Origin of the sequence: Kaistella sp. SH40-3 (genome assembly GCF_030686865.1) — a bacterium.
Lineage (GTDB): Bacteria > Bacteroidota > Bacteroidia > Flavobacteriales > Weeksellaceae > Kaistella.
Window position 1 is genome coordinate 47,899 of the sequence record NZ_JAQYUS010000001.1, and the last position, 15,847, is coordinate 63,745.

The 15,847-nt window shown below is 39.3% G+C and carries 15 protein-coding genes; 6 read left to right on the forward strand and 9 right to left on the reverse strand.

Annotated elements, in window-relative coordinates; translation table 11 throughout:
- Positions 1-94: 94 nt before the first annotated feature.
- Together PUH65_RS00220 and PUH65_RS00225 are read left to right on the forward strand one after the other, a co-directional pair.
- The gene (locus PUH65_RS00220) at positions 95-1,198 is read left to right on the forward strand and encodes a GEVED domain-containing protein (protein ID WP_305517847.1); all 1,104 of its coding nucleotides are present in this window, start codon (positions 95-97) and stop codon (positions 1,196-1,198) included.
- A gap of 520 nt (positions 1,199-1,718) precedes the next feature.
- Positions 1,719-1,913 carry a hypothetical protein gene (locus tag PUH65_RS00225; protein WP_305517848.1) on the forward strand — a complete coding sequence of 65 codons (195 nt, stop codon included), beginning with the start codon at positions 1,719-1,721 and terminating at the stop codon, positions 1,911-1,913.
- Positions 1,914-1,947: 34 nt separating this feature from the next.
- On the opposite strand, the gene PUH65_RS00230 is transcribed toward PUH65_RS00225, so the two are convergent.
- From PUH65_RS00230 to glyA, 7 genes are all read right to left on the reverse strand, one after another.
- Positions 1,948-2,913 carry an ABC transporter permease gene (locus tag PUH65_RS00230; RefSeq protein ID WP_370692006.1) on the reverse strand — a complete coding sequence of 322 codons (966 nt, stop codon included), beginning with the start codon at positions 2,911-2,913 and terminating at the stop codon, positions 1,948-1,950.
- Between the two features lie 108 nt (positions 2,914-3,021).
- Positions 3,022-3,990 carry an SDR family oxidoreductase gene (locus PUH65_RS00235; protein ID WP_305517849.1) on the reverse strand — a complete coding sequence of 323 codons (969 nt, stop codon included), beginning with the start codon at positions 3,988-3,990 and terminating at the stop codon, positions 3,022-3,024.
- 367 nt (positions 3,991-4,357) lie between these two features.
- The gene (locus PUH65_RS00240) at positions 4,358-6,679 is read right to left on the reverse strand and encodes a tyrosine-protein kinase (RefSeq protein WP_305517850.1); all 2,322 of its coding nucleotides are present in this window, start codon (positions 6,677-6,679) and stop codon (positions 4,358-4,360) included.
- Positions 6,680-6,685: 6 nt separating this feature from the next.
- Positions 6,686-7,483 carry a polysaccharide biosynthesis/export family protein gene (locus PUH65_RS00245; protein ID WP_305517851.1) on the reverse strand — a complete coding sequence of 266 codons (798 nt, stop codon included), beginning with the start codon at positions 7,481-7,483 and terminating at the stop codon, positions 6,686-6,688.
- 68 nt (positions 7,484-7,551) lie between these two features.
- Positions 7,552-8,193 (reverse strand): outer membrane beta-barrel protein, encoded by a 642-nt coding sequence (locus PUH65_RS00250; RefSeq protein WP_305517852.1) that lies wholly within the window; start codon positions 8,191-8,193, stop codon positions 7,552-7,554.
- Between the two features lie 362 nt (positions 8,194-8,555).
- A complete protein-coding gene (locus PUH65_RS00255; RefSeq protein WP_305517853.1) occupies positions 8,556-9,029 on the reverse strand; it encodes a regulatory protein RecX in 474 nt (157 codons plus the stop codon).
- Positions 9,030-9,663: 634 nt separating this feature from the next.
- Positions 9,664-10,929, reverse strand: coding sequence for a serine hydroxymethyltransferase (glyA, locus tag PUH65_RS00260; RefSeq protein WP_305517854.1), 1,266 nt, complete (start codon positions 10,927-10,929; stop codon positions 9,664-9,666).
- A 600-nt stretch (positions 10,930-11,529) separates the two neighbouring features.
- On the opposite strand from glyA, the gene PUH65_RS00265 reads away from it, so the two are divergent.
- Positions 11,530-12,024 carry a Smr/MutS family protein gene (locus tag PUH65_RS00265; RefSeq protein ID WP_305517855.1) on the forward strand — a complete coding sequence of 165 codons (495 nt, stop codon included), beginning with the start codon at positions 11,530-11,532 and terminating at the stop codon, positions 12,022-12,024.
- Between the two features lie 161 nt (positions 12,025-12,185).
- Here PUH65_RS00265 and PUH65_RS00270 read toward each other — a convergent pair whose 3' ends face one another.
- Complete coding sequence (locus tag PUH65_RS00270; protein WP_305517856.1) at positions 12,186-12,488, reverse strand: DUF6370 family protein; 303 nt, start codon at positions 12,486-12,488, stop codon at positions 12,186-12,188.
- Positions 12,489-13,011: 523 nt separating this feature from the next.
- Here PUH65_RS00270 and PUH65_RS00275 point away from each other — a divergent pair.
- The 3 genes from PUH65_RS00275 to PUH65_RS00285 all read left to right on the forward strand — a co-directional run bounded on the left by PUH65_RS00275 (position 13,012) and on the right by PUH65_RS00285 (position 14,839).
- Positions 13,012-13,734, forward strand: coding sequence for a DUF3822 family protein (locus PUH65_RS00275; RefSeq protein WP_305517857.1), 723 nt, complete (start codon positions 13,012-13,014; stop codon positions 13,732-13,734).
- A gap of 71 nt (positions 13,735-13,805) precedes the next feature.
- Positions 13,806-14,159, forward strand: coding sequence for a four helix bundle protein (locus PUH65_RS00280; protein WP_305517858.1), 354 nt, complete (start codon positions 13,806-13,808; stop codon positions 14,157-14,159).
- 74 nt (positions 14,160-14,233) lie between these two features.
- Positions 14,234-14,839 carry an RsmD family RNA methyltransferase gene (locus PUH65_RS00285; protein WP_305517859.1) on the forward strand — a complete coding sequence of 202 codons (606 nt, stop codon included), beginning with the start codon at positions 14,234-14,236 and terminating at the stop codon, positions 14,837-14,839.
- A 122-nt stretch (positions 14,840-14,961) separates the two neighbouring features.
- Here PUH65_RS00285 and murI read toward each other — a convergent pair whose 3' ends face one another.
- Positions 14,962-15,792, reverse strand: coding sequence for a glutamate racemase (gene murI, locus PUH65_RS00290; RefSeq protein WP_305517860.1), 831 nt, complete (start codon positions 15,790-15,792; stop codon positions 14,962-14,964).
- Positions 15,793-15,847 lie beyond the last annotated feature (55 nt).

Genomic DNA, 15,847 nt, shown 5'->3' on the forward strand with positions numbered 1-15,847 from the left:
GGACTTCTTATAATGGTCTGAGCGGGCGTGGTAATGACATGAACACGGTGTTCCGTTATTTTTTTTATATTTGATGTTTTTAAAATAAAAAAACATGAAAACATTTTTACTAAGTTGTGGAATTTTATTCCTCAGTGCTACCGCTACGGCACAAATTCCAGGATGCCTGAGCGCACCAAATGGTCAGTATCCATCCGGAGTATTTACTCCTAACTGTACAGGCAATCCAGAACTGATCATTGATTATGCCTTCACTGGTGAATATTCCAAAGTGAAATTAAACGCTGATGTTGCTTATGAATTTTCCGCCGATCCAGTGGAAGGAACACCTGCTTACCTTACCATTGCTTCTGAAAACGGCAGCACGGTCCTGGCGGCAGGCAGCAGCAAAGTAAGTTTTACTCCAACTGAAAACACAGTAGTACGGTTCTACACCCATCTTTCAAACTCCTGTACCTCTAATGATTATGAATTTACCGCAAGACGCATCAAGTGTTCAGCGGTGCTGACTTCTTATTGTACACCCAGTCTGGACTGTACAGATGGGGCAGTAATCAAGCGTTTTAAATTTGCAGATTTAGAAAAATCATCAACCTGCAGTGAAAACGGCTATGCTGATTATTCCGCTTCTGTCGTTAATGTGAAGAGAGGGGAAAATTATCCAATGGAAGTAGAAATCGGCTTTGGCTGGTTCGAACAATCTGTTTCGGTATGGATTGATTATAATAACGACTTTTTATTCAGCAATGATGAATTCTTCTATATTGGGACGGTCGATCAGGGAGTTTTGACAAAAAACATCACAATACCCACGAACCTGCCAGATGGAGATTACCGGATGCGCGTGCGCTTAGCAACCGTGGGACAGGCAGGAGCAACCGCAGGAAAGGCTTGTAATGTAGCCGACACTTATGGCGAAACAGAGGATTACACCTTACGGGTAGCCGGACAATTGGGCGTGACGGAGGTGGCGAAAAACGGCGTACACGTATATCCAAACCCGGTACAGGATCATTTGAATATCGCCTCAGACAGAGAATTTAAAAAAGCAACAATCATCAGCCCTGCGGGATCACCCGTTAAAATAATGACGAAAACGGAAAAGATAGACCTGAAGGATTTAACTCCGGGGGTCTATTTGCTGCAGATCGAATTTGCTGATGGAACGGTGGTTTCTAAAAAAATAATCAAGGAATAGGGGTTTTAATCATTTAATTCCGCAGCCGTCTCGATACTGAGGCGGTTTTTTTTATTGCTTTTGAGGGTGAGGTTGGGCTTAAGGTTGAGGTTAAGGTTAAGGTTAAGGTTAAGGTTAAGGGTGAGGTTGAGGTTGAGGCTTTTTTTATTTTAGCTGATGGATTTGATTGTTTTATGAAATTATTTAAGCATTAAGTTTTTAATTAAGCAATGGAGTTGATGAAGATTTCTTACGGGAATAAGCGTTGATGTTCTTTGCAAATTGCCCATTCCCCTCCTCTGGAGGGGTGTCATTCCGCTTGCGGAAAGACGGGGGTGGTTTTGCTGCCGGAAAAATAAATTGGGATCTTGGATGCGGGGTGAGATTTTCGCTTCGGCTCCGCTCAGCGACCGGATTCACCATGACAATCCCTGAATAGTGTTGACCATTGACCATTGACCATATTACCACATCAGAGAATCACCACTTCATCGAATGCCATCACAATACCCAACCCATTCACAGCAATTGCAAAAAAAAGATGCGGCACCTCCGGCGCCGTACCATTATTTCTTACCTATCTTCTACCGAGATATCGTTCCTCCGGAACGAAAGCAATTCACCATTCACCAATTCAAAAATCACCCATCATCATCATCATCATCATCATCATCATCATCATCATCATCATCCATCATCCATCACCCATCACCCATCAGCAACTCGCACCCCTTAAACAGCAACTCGGACCGCGCTCCCACCTCGCACTCCTACACCGTATCCATAAAACTCTTCTCCACCTTGTTGAAAATCACCGTGCCGATGACCAAAATGAAGGTGATGAAAATGCTGCTCCAGAGGATGCTCATTAAATCAAAACTTCCGGATCCCAGAAAGGCATAGCGGAAACATTCAAAAATAGAAGATAACGGATTCATATAAACCAGAAATCTAAATTTCTCCGGCAATGCAGAAATAGGATACACCACGGGTGTGATGTACATAAACAATTGAATCCCGAAAGTTAATAGAAAAGTTAAATCTTTATACTTGGTGGTAAGTGAAGAAAAAATCATTCCCATTCCCAACGCAAACATCGCCATCAACAGTATTAAAACGGGCGTAAACAACATCCAGATATTGGGGTGTACCTCATCAGTAAAGATAACAAAGTACAGCAGCACCACCGCAAAGATGCCAAACTGTACCGCAAATTTCATGAGCGACGAAGCCACAATCGACAGCGGCATAATCAACCGGGGGAAATAGACTTTGCCAAACATTCCGGCATTCGCCGTAAAGACAGAAGAGGTCTTGGTTAAACTTTCGGAGAAGTAATTCCACACCGTAATTCCGGAAAGGTAAAAGAGCACCTGCGGTACGCCATCGGTCGATAATTTGGCGATATTTCCAAACAGGATCATGTAAATAACCGTTGTTAACAGAGGCTGTACAATAAACCAAAGTGGTCCTAAAACAGTCTGCTTATAAAATGTAATAAAGTCTTTCTTCACCAGCATTAACAGCAAATCCCGGTAATCCCAGACTTCTTTTAAGTTAAGAGAAAAAACAGACTGCTTAGAACTGATCAAATAAGTGGGTTGGTTTTCTTTTGACATTGAGGTTGAGGGTGAGGTTAAGGCTAAGGTTGAGGTTAAGGTTAAGGGTGAGGGTGAGGTTAAGGTTAAGGTTAAGGTTAAGGTTAAGAAAGATGCTTCGACAGGCTGGCTCAGCATCCCGTCCTGTCATCATTCATCATCCATCACCAAACATCCATCATCCATCATCCATCATCCATCACCAAACATCCATCATCTACCACCCATCAATCCTCAATCATCACCTCATTTCAAATTCTCCCAATACCAACCCACTGCTTCCTGCAGGCCTTTTTTAATATCGTGAGAAGGTTCGTAGCCCAAAAGCTTTTTTGCTTTATCGATAGACGCAAGTGAATGTGGGATGTCGCCGGCACGCAAATCACCGTGAATGATCGGAACATTTGCAATCGCAGGATCATAAACGGAAAGATATTCCTTAAGATATTCTACGAGTAAATTAAGGGTGGTACGGTCGCCTACTGCAGTATTGTAAACGGTATTTAAGGCTTCTTTGTTTTCAGCAGACATTGCCTTTTCATTCATCTGAATGACATTATCGATGTACGTGAAATCACGCGAATACTCCCCGGTTCCGTTAATGACCGGACTTTCATGATTCATCAGCTGAATTACAAATTTTGGAATTACCGCTGCATAGGCACCGTTGGGATGCTGTCTTCTGCCGAATACATTGAAGTATCGCAAACCGATGCATTCGATGCCATAGGTCTTGCTAAAAACATCAGCATAGAGTTCATTCACATATTTGGTAATGGCGTAAGGGGAAAGCGGTTTGCCGATCACCTCCTCTACTTTGGGTAATGTTTCTGAATCTCCATAGGTTGAGGAACTTGCCGCATAAATAAAACGTTTCACTCCGGAGTCTCTCGCTGCCACCAGCATATTTAAAAAACCTCCGACATTCACATCATTGCTCGTAATAGGGTCATTGATGGACCGCGGCACAGACCCTAAAGCCGCCTGATGCAGCACATAATCCTGATCCGCAGCCGCCTGCTGACAGGTGGCTAAATCCCGGATATCTCCTTCTATAAGTTTGAAATCCGGATGGGAAAGTAAATGTTCGATATTGTATCTGAAGCCTGTCGCAAAGTTATCGAGACAGGTTACCTGATTGCCTTTGGAGATAAAATAATCACAAAGGTTAGATCCAATGAAGCCGGCACCACCGGTAATTAAAATTCTTTTCATATTATTTTTATGCTTATTGCACCATCACTTTAATTGAATCATACATACAGTTGCAAAGGCTAACTGGATACAAAGCTAACGAACGCTGTTATGATAGGTTCTGCTTTAAATGAGTTTTGCCCTCGTGCAAAAATAGCAAATCAAGACTTGATCTTTTCACTAAAAAATAAAATTTCTTTTCAGCCCCCAAAAAAACCACCTTTCAACAACCCCAAAATCGGTGGCTGAGCCCGTCGAAGCCATATCATCTACAACCCGGCAGATGAGCCCCTCAAACCCAACCGGTGGCTGAGCCCGTCGAAGCCACATCATCTCAAACAAGGTGGCTGAGCCTGTCCGGTGGCTGAGCCTGTCGAAGCCACATCATCTAAAACCATCTCTCCCACCATTTTTTCTCCAGTTCATGGGTGTAAGAGTAATAGCCGTAGCCGTATTTCTTGCCATAGCGGGTGTTTTCGGGTTTTACACTGTTCAGCACGAAGGCCATATTGTCAATCTGATTTTCAATCTGGAAGCCGGCTGCAAAATCGATCATGCCTTTTTCGGTAAACTCAGACCGTACTACATAAAGCAGCACATCTGATTTTTCGACCAGTTGCAGCGTATCACTCACCAGCATAACGGGGGCAGAATCCAGCACAATATAATCATATTTCGTTTTCAGGTACGAAATCATTTCCGTGAACTTATCCATATCCAGAAGATCATTCGGGTTCGGTGCAATCTGACCACTGAAGAGGACATCTAAATTTTCATTCACTTTAGAAGGAACGATATACGAATCGGGTACGGTTTTATCAGACATCAGATAATCAGTCAAACCGATATTTTTACCCCGTACAAAACGGTGCAACTGCGGATTCCTGATATCGGCCCCAATGATGATGACTTTGTTTTTTCCGGCTAAAGTCAGGGCAGTATTAATGGAGACCGTTGTTTTACCTTCTCCTTTAATCGAAGAAGTGACGAGCACCACATCTCCACCTGTGGTTTTTTTTGCTTTCAACAGGTATTTGAGATTGGAACTCAAGATCCGAAACGATTCAGCAAAGGTGGAAAAATCGTTGGGATGCACGACTGCATTTTCTTCAGGGTTGAGCGGGATCTCTGCGAGTACAATGGCTGTTACCGGCATAAGGGCCATAATATGTTCCTTCGTATGTACTTTGGTATCCAAGGAATTCCAGACAATCAGGAAGATGAGCGGCAGTAAAAAACCAGCCGTCAAGGCGCCATTCATAATGCGTTTGGAGTTAGGCTGTACAATACCCGTTGTATAAGCGGGATTAATGATCTTGGCTTTGGGAGCCGTTACCGCTAAAGTAATGGCATTTTCTTCCCTTTTCTGTAAAAGGTAGAGATACAATTGTTCCTTCAACGTTTGCTGCCGATCGATGCTGCGGAATATTTTCTCCTGCGTGGGATATTTGGTGATATTCCCTTTCGCGAGGTTAAGTTGGGCATTGGCTTGTGCGATTTGAAGCTGCAGCGTTTCGCGCGACTCTACCAGGTTCTTGCGGATTAAATTCTTCAGGGCGGCAATCTGCTTGTTCATTTCAATGACCGCCGGGTTTTCTCCTGTCGCCTGTTTCAACACCCGGTTACGCGTTAATAACAAATTGTTATATTCCGCAATATTGCTTTCAGCCCCCGAGGGCAATCCCATACCGGAAGGCAATAACTGCTCGCTGGCACTGGCAGACAGAACAGAATTCACCAAATCCAGCTGCATGGATTGGGTTAAGATCACCTTCGTATTTTCATCGGCTTTACTGACCGCTAGACCTGCCTGGGTTTCCAGATTGGTGATCTGGTTGGTCTGTTTGAATTTTTCCTTTTGACCTTCAATGCCCGCTAAATCTTCCGTGATGACTTCTAAACGTTCATCGATGAAATCCTTGGTGTTTTTAGCTTCCTGGTTTTTATCATTCACCCCATCAATGATGTATTGGTTAGCGATTTCATTTAAAATATCTTCTGATTTCTTGGGTACCGGTCCGACCATCGAAACATCCATCAGCAATCCTTTGTTTTCTGGTAAACTCACAGAAAGCCGACCTTCTAAACCGGCTACGGTCGCTTTCAAACTCTGGAAAACTACTTTGATCTGATCCGTAAGTTGCACCCCTTGTTTGATATTCAGTTGAACGGTACCGAAAGGTAATTTCGCCGGGGTTCCGAAACGGTACTGGTTACTGGAGCCCGCCATTTTATACGAGTTTTTACCCACGGGTTCCAAGATATAAGAGGCACCCGAAAACTGATCGGGTTGATGGATGCTCACTATTTTTCCGGACACGGGGCTGTCTTTATAGAGTTCGACCTCCTTGATCTTACCGATACTAAAAAAAGTAACGCCCAGATTCAGGTTTTGTGCCACGGATTCTAAAATAGGTTTAGAGACAATAATGGTGGTTTCCCCCTGCAATTCATTATCGCCGCTTACCCCCATTCCGAGATTCTTCAAATCACTAAGGGCAGAACTGTTTCCTTTGGATTCACGAAGTTTAAGAGAAGTTTTGCTATTGTATTGTGCCTGGGTATATTTCAGATAGATTTTAGCACCACCATAAAATAACGCGAGACTGAGTAGAAACCAGGGCCATTTTTTTAAATACTTGCCGATTTCTTTTTTAATATTAACCGTCTTCGTCCGTTTTAACGGTTCGGAGTTTTCCAACAATTCCATTAATACTTATTTTCGGGTTAAAGTGAAGATTAAAGTGAGTAGACCTAATCCAACTCCACCATATTTAATCCAGTTATCTACATTGGAATTGGTATTGACCGATACCTGCTTATTGCGATCGGGTTCAACATAGAGAATATCATTTTGCTGAAGATAATAGTAAGGAGAATTCACAATGGATGCTTCCGAAAGATCCAGAGAAACCACCTTATCTTTGCCTTCTTCTTCAGAATAGCGGATTAATTTTACACTTGTTTTATTGCCATCATACTTAATGTCCCCTGAAAGTGCAATCGCCTGAAATAAGTTCAGTCGCTCGTTGGGACTTGTTTTCTGCCCTGGACTGCCCACCTCTCCCAATACAGAGAAATTAAAGTTAGACAAAGTCACCGTAACCATTGGATCGGTAAGATATCTTTTTAAACGGCTTTCTAAATCCTGTTTGAGTTGTTGCTTGGTCATGCCCTTGCAATAGATGCTTCCTAAGACTGGAAAAACGATAGTGCCATCGGTCGTCACAATATATTCTGTTGGGGAAGATGATGCACCGCCACTGCCTCCTGAAGCAGCACTTCCGGTTGCAGGCATGGTCGCCTGATTGAATGGGCGAACCGCAATCTCTTCGAAAGCGGAAACCAAGATCTGTAAACGGTCGCCTTCCTGAATATGAAGCCCTAAATATTGAGCTTGCGAAACTTCCTGTTCAAAGTTATTGTTAGACATGTAAACGATGTTCTTCTTCGGTTTACAGGCCTGAAAAGCAAAAAGCGTAATTATAATAAATACCGAAAAGTATTTCTTCATTTGTTATTTTTAAGACTATAAATGTAAAACTATTTTGAATAGGTTGAGTCTTACATCATATGCAGGACTTACCACCAGTTTTCTTTCCAATAATAGTTAAGACCCAAACCTAACATTCTGTTGTACGTATTTCTCGCATCATTATTGGGATAGACTTTGCTGAAGCCACGGTCGTAGCGTAGAAATGCTTCAAACTGCTGGGTCACTTTTAAGCCAATACCAAAAGAAATTCCATAGCCGAATTTCTTAATTTCATCATCTTTATTGTATTTGAAGTAGGCCAGATCATAGGCGGGATCTACCTTTCGTTCTTCTCTTACCAAATATTCAATGCGTGGACCAGCAAATAAAAACAGATCCCGTTTCATATTTCCCTGGTGAAAAAACCACTTCATATAGACCTGCATGGCGACATAGTCATGATGAAACTTCTGCACTCCAAAAACATTTTCTTCCGCCTTTGCGACTTCACCTCCCATATGGTATTCAATTTGCGGCGTAATATAAAGCCACGCTGAATCGAAAACATCATTTTCTACGAGCGACCACTGCGCAAAAGCCCCCAGAGTTCCACCATAGGCACCCTTAGAAACATCGTGTACACCCACGATTGATCCTTTATGAAAGTTCCCGGTCAATCCGTATTTGAAAGTCTGCCCGTTCACCATGATCAAAAGGAAAACTGCAATAAGGGTCTTAATTTTCTTCATATGATTGAAATCGATAGTGATGAATTGTTTATTTAATAATAATCATGCAAATTAATTAAAATTTATTTAATTATAAGACTTTTTTTCAAAGGATGATTTGATTTGATTTGAATTTGGAGGAAAGGGATGGTTTTTATGTTTTTTATTTGTTAAAAAATAATGAGATCATAAATCGTCTACAACCCAGCATCCCGCACCCACCACCTTCTCAAAACAATCACAAAAAAAAGATACGGCTCCTCCTGAGCCGCACCATTATTCTATATTTAATTCTCTAAGGAGATATCGCTCCTCCGGAGCACCCATTCACCCAAACACAGCACCCAGCATCCCGCACCCATCAATCCACACCTCATCACCTCCTACTCACTCTCTGCATCTTTTATCGCCTGCGTAATTTCCTCATATTCAAATCCTTTTGATAATAAATACTTAATTGTTTTTGAATTTTTCTGATACTGCTGTAAACCCTTTAATTTTGAATGATAGTTGTGGTACAATTTAGACAAGGTTTTGTGATAATCATCGTCTTCAATTTCATCAAAACAGTTGTTGATTAGCTTTTCCGGAACTCCTTTGAATTTTAAATGGTTCCGGATTTTATTTCGTCCCCACGATTTCATATAGAATTTTCCGCGGATGTAACTTCGGGTGAAGCGTTCTTCATTGAGGTAATTCTCCTTCATCAAGAAAAGCAGGATTTCATCTTTGGCTTCTGGTATCAATAGAAAATCCCGCATTTTCTGTTCTACTTCCTGATGACAGCGATCCTGGTAAACGCAATAGTTTACAAGTTTCTGTTTGATTTCGAGGAAGGTGTAGGATTTATGTTCCATATTGAGATGATGGGTGTGATGGATGATAGATGATAGACTGATAGATGATAGATAATAGACTGATAGATGATAGATGACAAATGACAAAATTAATACAATTTAGCCGAACGCGTCATCTGAAGGTGATGATCTATTACTATTCTTTTTTACCACAAAAGTTACTATTTCTATAATGCCAAATTTCCCTCGGTCTGGCTGCACAAATAATTAGCGTTTATTTCTTAGCCTTACTTTTTGCTGCCTATTTTATAATCTTTAATGGAATCAGCGAACCATTTTCAATGGTTTGTCTTGAAACAAAAAGTTAAATACTTAGATCATTTTCCGAAGTCAAATCTAATTTCGTTTTGCAATCGAAACTTTGTAAAAAATCAAATTCACTCCCTTTAGGGTCGGCGCAAATGAATTTGATTTTTGTTTTTATATTTAAATACGATCATCTATCAGTCTCAGGACTTACCTATCCAAACTAACTTCTAAGTCAATCATTGTGGAGCTAAGTCCTAAAAAACAAATTCACTGCCTTTAGCAAAGCAATGAATTTGAATCTCTGTTAATAATTAACCTCTATTATCTATCAGTCTATTATCTATCAGTCTATCATCTATTCGTCTTTTATCTCTTCGTCTCTTCATTAATAATTAAACAACGCCTTCCCTTCCATCATTTGGTTTACTTTTTTGCGAACCTCAGCGATTTTTTGGTCATCGTTGATGTTCATTACGACATCATTGATCAGGCCGGCAAGGACTTCCATGTCGGTTTCTTTTAAACCTCTGGTGGTGATGGCGGCTGTTCCTAAACGAATTCCGGAAGTGGTAAAGGCAGATTTATCATCAAAAGGAACCATGTTTTTATTACAGGTAATATCGGCTTTCACAAGTGCTTTCTCAGTTTCCTTACCGTTAACATTTTTATTTCGAAGATCAACCAACATCAAGTGATTATCGGTTCCACCACTTACGATATCGAATCCAAGAGTCATCAGTGCGTTGGCTAAAGCACGGGCATTGGCAACGACTTGTTTTGCATAGACTTCAAATTTTTGATCAATTGCTTCTGCAAAGGCAACCGCTTTTCCAGCAATGACGTGCTCTAATGGTCCACCCTGAATTCCTGGAAAAACAGAACCGCTCAAAACCTGACTCATCATTTTGATTTCGCCTTTTGGAGTTTTATGTCCATACGTATTTTCGAAATCTTTCCCCATCATAATCAGTCCACCTCTTGGGCCACGCAATGTTTTATGAGTGGTCGTGGTAACGACATGACAATGTTCGAATGGAGAACTCAATAATCCTTTGGCAATTAAACCTGCAGGGTGTGCAATATCTGCCCATAAGGTCGCGCCTACTTCATCTGCCACTTCGCGGAATTTTGCAAAATCGATATCTCTGGAATACGCAGAATAACCTGCGATCAACATTTTCGGTTTTACTTCTAAGGCTTTCTGGCGCATTGCATCATAATCGATTAAACCACTTTCACGTTCCACCCCATAGAAATTAGCATTGTATTGAATTCCGGAAAAGTTCACGAAAGACCCGTGGGTTAAATGGCCCCCCATTGATAAATCAAGACCTAATATTTTATCACCTGGTTTTAAAACTGAAAGATAGATGGCAGCATTGGCTTGTGACCCAGAATGCGGCTGCACGTTGGCATAATCTACACCGAACAATTCTTTGGCTCTGTCGATGGCTAATGTTTCAATCTCATCTACGACTTCGCAACCCCCATAATATCTTTTTCCGGGATAGCCTTCTGCATATTTATTGGTCAAAACACTTCCTACCGCTTTCATTACGTTTTCGGAAACAAAATTTTCCGAAGCAATCAATTCGATGCCGTGAGTTTGTCTTTGTCTTTCCTGTTCGATAAGGTCAAAAATTGGATCCATAGGGTATAATTGAGATTTTTTTAATTGTAATTAATAAGAATTCAAATTTATGGAAATTTTTGAGAACAAGTTTGGGTTGGGCGTGAAATGTTAGCGGAAGGGTCTGGGGTGTTTGTTGATGGGTGATGGATGTTGGGTGATGGATGTTGGTGATTGATATTGGCTGGAGGATCAGTAAGGAGCAATGGGCACTGGTTAATGAGCAATGGTGAACGGTCAATAGTTAATCCGATCATAAGTAATAAAACGCTGTGGAATCTGTGAGTTTTTTTTAAAGACTTGAAATTTTTAAACACTAATGGTATCACAAATAACACTATTAAAATGTGGGATGTTTGATGTGGGATGCTTGATGTTTGATGCTTGATGTTTGATGTTGGTTGTTGGTTGTTTAGTTCAATCTCATCTACAAAACAAAATGGCAGTGCTTAAAAAAAAACTATTATGTGAACTTAATAGACCCAAAAAGTTCCATCTCTAAAAATCTTTTGTGACTTCTGTGGTTTAAAATTATTTTTTTAAATATAAACAGCTCTTAACTTCTTGCACTTTTGCGGTTTTAAACTTCAATTTTATTAATTTCGCAAAATAAGAGAAAGAATGAAAACAGGCGATTCGGTTTCGGTGATAGATGATCATTTGAAAGGAACAGTGACCTCCATCAAAGGAAAGAAAGTGACCATCGAAGATGAGCACGGCTTTGAGTATGAATATGCGGAATCGGAGTTGGTTTTGCAACAAGCCGAGATTTATGAGAATATAAAGACCATTCGAAAAGAAGAAATTTTAAAACCCGTCTCGAAAAAACACGATAAAAAGCCTTTCATACTGGATCTGCATTTCGAAAAGCTGGTGAGAAACACGGGAGATTACGATTCTTTTGAACGCCTCTTCCTTCAAAAAGACAAACTTCTAAAAACGCTCGATTACTGCCGCAAAAACAATCTGAAAAAATTAGAAATCATCCACGGTATTGGCGACGGCGTTTTACAGCAAATGGTTCATGACGTTTTGGAAAGCCAGACCAATCTGGAGTTTCAGAACAAAGAAATACTGCACCATCAGTCGGGTACAGTATTGGTTTATTTTGGTTGATGGATGTTGGATGATGGATGATGGGTGATGGATGATGGGTGATGGATGATGGATGCAAAATTAGAAAATTCATATTTGACCTTTCACAATTACCAAACACCCAGCACCAAACATCAAACACCCAGCATCAAGCACCAAACATCAAACACCCAGCACCAAAACTAGTCTACATACTTAAAACTGGTCGCGTAGAATTTTCCTTTTTTGATTTCACCGCTTACCACTGCTTTTTTCATGATTTTGCAATAGCCATCGTCTGAATGCATTTCACCAAATGCTTTTTTGTCCATGCCTTCAACGAGGTACACTTTACCATCGATTTTCACTGCCATGGCGCAACCTTTGTCTGTTTTTACTTTGAACTGACACATTGCACAAGCCGCATCTACGGTTTGATTTTGGATTTTTTGGGCAAAAATACTTACCGAAAATAACAGCAAGATTACGAACATCAATCTTTTCATATGATTTCAACTTTAATGATTATTAAATAATGGCTTTTCTCTGTTAGGAGTTTAATTCTTGGATTTGCGTGTATTTATTTTTAACCGCAAAAGAGGCAAAAGTTTCATTGTATTAGAAGTTAATCAGTAGGGTGCAAAATAAGTGTCGGAAAACGATTTGCTTTTTTGTATTCTTTTAAATTACTTAATGTATATCCGTATTCAATAATAATGAAAATTTTAAACGCAAAGAGCGCAAAGTTTTATTAAAAAAAATGCTTTTTTTCGCACGTTTTTAAAGTTCGCAAAGGCGTTTCACTTAACAAAGTTCGCAACGAATTACAAATTATTATTATTTACGGACAATCAAAAATTACTTTCTTTTGCAATGATCTTTTGTTTTTTTTGCGAATAAAAAAATACTTTAACGCCTTGTAAAAATAGCAAATCTCTTTTGAATGCGTCCATGACTTTGCTCATAATCATTGAAAATAACAAAAATTTCAAAAGCCGATTAATTTTAATAAATTTGCGCTCGTAAAGCATGGAACAACTCAAATTACTTTTTACCAAAGACGGCGTACAATATCAGGTTTCCAGAAACAAAAATGTTTCTTTGGACAATGCCTTTTTTATGACCGAAGAATCACCAGAAAATGCATTGTCTGAAAAGATCGACACGCTTTTGGCCGATAAAAAATATAAAGAAATTACGGTTATTTCTGCCCTGAACCATTTTACGTTAATGCCAGAAGGCTTCAATAACCACGATTTGGGTTATGATCTGATTGCCTATAACGCGCCAGTAGATAAAGATGAGGAAGAATTAATGCTTTCGATTAACAAAAAATTTGGCGTTCAGTTTTATTACACTTTCCCAAAATCGACTCATCAGAAAATTAAAGACTTAGCGATTCCGACCAAATTCAATTTCTCGGGCGAACAGTTTTTGAATCAAATTACAGTAAAGAATCAGAAAGAAATTCATATCAATTTATACCATCATCAATGTGAGTTTTTCGCTTTTGAACATAAAAAAGTGATTCTTTATAATAATCTAGATGTGAATTCAGAAGTTGATTTCCTCTATTTCATCATGTTTACTTTAAGTAAAATAGGATTCGGCATCGCAGACACTCAGTTTTTCGTTTATGGTGAAACCACAGAAAATGAAACTTTTATTTCCGAATTAAAGAAGTTCGTTAAAACTCTAAAAATCGTTTTCGATAATATTCCCAACAAAAACTTTCTTTTAAACGCCAGATGATGGATGCTCGATGTTTGATGATAATAATAGCGATTAAATTTGATTGATTATCTTTAATTCAAATTTTAAAGATGAGTTTCAAGTTTGAAAAGTTAATTATTTGGCAAGATTCAATGAGTTTCGGCGAAAAGATTTATCATCGTTCTTCCCAATTTCCAAAAGATGAAGTTTTTAATCTTATTTCACAAATAAGAAGAGCTTCAGACTCTATTGCTCTTAATATTGCAGAGGGCAGTATTTTACAAAGTAATCCTGAATTTAGAAGGTTTTTAGGATATTCCATTCGTTCACTTGCAGAGGCAGTTACATGTCTATACAAGGCAAAATATAGAAATTATATTACAGAAGAAACATTCACAGCATTATATAACGAATCATACAAAATCATGAACCATATCATCGCATTTAGAAATAAATTGAATTAAATTTGCCTTCTCGTGCATCTAAAATCCAGCACCAAACACCCAGCATCCAGCATCTAACATCCAACAACAAAACCATGTACAGAATAATCAGTGGCCAATGGAAAGCCAAAAGAATTTCCGCTCCAAAAAGTTTCGACGTCAGACCAACCACCGATTTTGCCAAAGAAGCACTCTTCAGCATTATTGAAAACCGTTTCCGATTCGACTATGCCTCAATTTCTGTGCTCGATTTATTTGCCGGAATTGGATCCATCTCCCTGGAGTTTGCCTCCCGAGGTTGCAAAGATGTTACCTCAATTGAAATGAATGCCAGACATGCGGGATTCATTAATAATACTGCGACTGAACTCGAAATGAATACGCAGGTCAATGCAATTCGTGGCGATGTTTTTGAATATTTAAAAAAGAACAGAAACCGTAAAACCTACGAAATTGTTGTGGCTGATCCCCCTTTTGAAATGGATGTGCCGAAATATCAGGAATTGATTTCTTTGGTATTGAACAATAATTACCTGAAGGAAAATGGCGTCTTTATTTTGGAACATCAAAGTCGCACAAAATTGGAACACCCCAATATTATCGATACCAGAAAATATGGGAATGTAAGTTTTTCTTTCTTAAAACCAAATGAACCGGAAGTAGAAGAAACTGCGGAGACAGAAGAAGCAACTACCGAGTAATATTGACTAAGAGAGAATAGACGGAATTTATCTCAAAATTATATTGCCACGAATTCATGAATAAATGTTATCTACAACAGAAAAATTCGTGCATTCGTGGCATTTTTATAAAAAACACTCTCTTACAACACTTTCAATTCCAGATTGATCGTTTTGCCAAAGAATTTCTTAGAAATTTTCTCGAAGTTTTTGGTAATATCTGAAAGGTAAAATTGATAAGACGGCTTTGGGTTTTGCTCATTTAATAAATGGTGTTTTTCCAATACCATTTTCAACTGATTCGCCACAATACTCGGTGAATCAATTACTCTGACGCGGTTTCCGTAATATTGCTTGATCTCATTCAACAAAAGCGGATAATGTGTACAACCTAAAATTAGGGTTTCAATGTTTTTTAATTTACTGTTACTCAAATAATTGTAAATGATCGAATGGGTAATTGGATGGTTTCTAAAACCTTCCTCAATCGCCGGGACCAAAAGCGGAGTCGCCAATTCATCAACTTTAATGAACTTATTATGTTTGCGAATTGACTTTTTGTATAACCCAGAATTCACAGTGGCTTTGGTTGCAATCACACCCACATTATTGTGAATCTCGTACGCTACTTTTTCCGCTACTGGATTAATTACATCGATGACTGGAACTTGATTGTTGACCAATTCCAAGACTTCTTTTAAAGCATTTGCTGTGGCAGAATTACACGCAATAACAATCGCTTTGCAATTTTTCTCTAATAAAAACTCGGTGATTTTTATACAATAGCCAACAATCGCTTCCCGCGATTTTTCACCGTACGGAAGGTGTTTGGTGTCGCCGAAATAAATTAAATCTTCATTAGGCAATAATCTTTTAATTTCTTTGGCAACGGTTAATCCACCCACACCAGAATCGAAAATCCCGATAGGTTGGTTGGCTGAAAGATGACTGAAATCTTGTTTTTGAGTTTTCAAGGGGTTGAAATTTGTGCAAAAATACGGAATAAAGAGCCAAGTAAAAAGTAAAAAG

Excerpts from the sequence above, each read along its gene's own strand:
- PUH65_RS00285 (WP_305517859.1), top strand. The coding sequence starts at position 14,234 with ATGTACAGAATAATCAGTGGCCAATGGAAAGCCAAAAGAATTTCCGCT.
- PUH65_RS00245 (WP_305517851.1), bottom strand. The coding sequence starts at position 7,483 with ATGAAGAAATACTTTTCGGTATTTATTATAATTACGCTTTTTGCTTTT.
- PUH65_RS00240 (WP_305517850.1), bottom strand. The coding sequence starts at position 6,679 with ATGGAATTGTTGGAAAACTCCGAACCGTTAAAACGGACGAAGACGGTT.
- PUH65_RS00230 (WP_370692006.1), bottom strand. The coding sequence starts at position 2,913 with ATGCTGAGCCAGCCTGTCGAAGCATCTTTCTTAACCTTAACCTTAACC.
- PUH65_RS00265 (WP_305517855.1), top strand. The coding sequence starts at position 11,530 with ATGAAAACAGGCGATTCGGTTTCGGTGATAGATGATCATTTGAAAGGA.
- PUH65_RS00235 (WP_305517849.1), bottom strand. The coding sequence starts at position 3,990 with ATGAAAAGAATTTTAATTACCGGTGGTGCCGGCTTCATTGGATCTAAC.
- PUH65_RS00250 (WP_305517852.1), bottom strand. The coding sequence starts at position 8,193 with ATGAAGAAAATTAAGACCCTTATTGCAGTTTTCCTTTTGATCATGGTG.
- PUH65_RS00275 (WP_305517857.1), top strand. The coding sequence starts at position 13,012 with ATGGAACAACTCAAATTACTTTTTACCAAAGACGGCGTACAATATCAG.
- PUH65_RS00225 (WP_305517848.1), top strand. The coding sequence starts at position 1,719 with ATGCGGCACCTCCGGCGCCGTACCATTATTTCTTACCTATCTTCTACC.
- PUH65_RS00220 (WP_305517847.1), top strand. The coding sequence starts at position 95 with ATGAAAACATTTTTACTAAGTTGTGGAATTTTATTCCTCAGTGCTACC.
- PUH65_RS00255 (WP_305517853.1), bottom strand. The coding sequence starts at position 9,029 with ATGGAACATAAATCCTACACCTTCCTCGAAATCAAACAGAAACTTGTA.
- PUH65_RS00280 (WP_305517858.1), top strand. The coding sequence starts at position 13,806 with ATGAGTTTCAAGTTTGAAAAGTTAATTATTTGGCAAGATTCAATGAGT.
- PUH65_RS00270 (WP_305517856.1), bottom strand. The coding sequence starts at position 12,488 with ATGAAAAGATTGATGTTCGTAATCTTGCTGTTATTTTCGGTAAGTATT.
- glyA (WP_305517854.1), bottom strand. The coding sequence starts at position 10,929 with ATGGATCCAATTTTTGACCTTATCGAACAGGAAAGACAAAGACAAACT.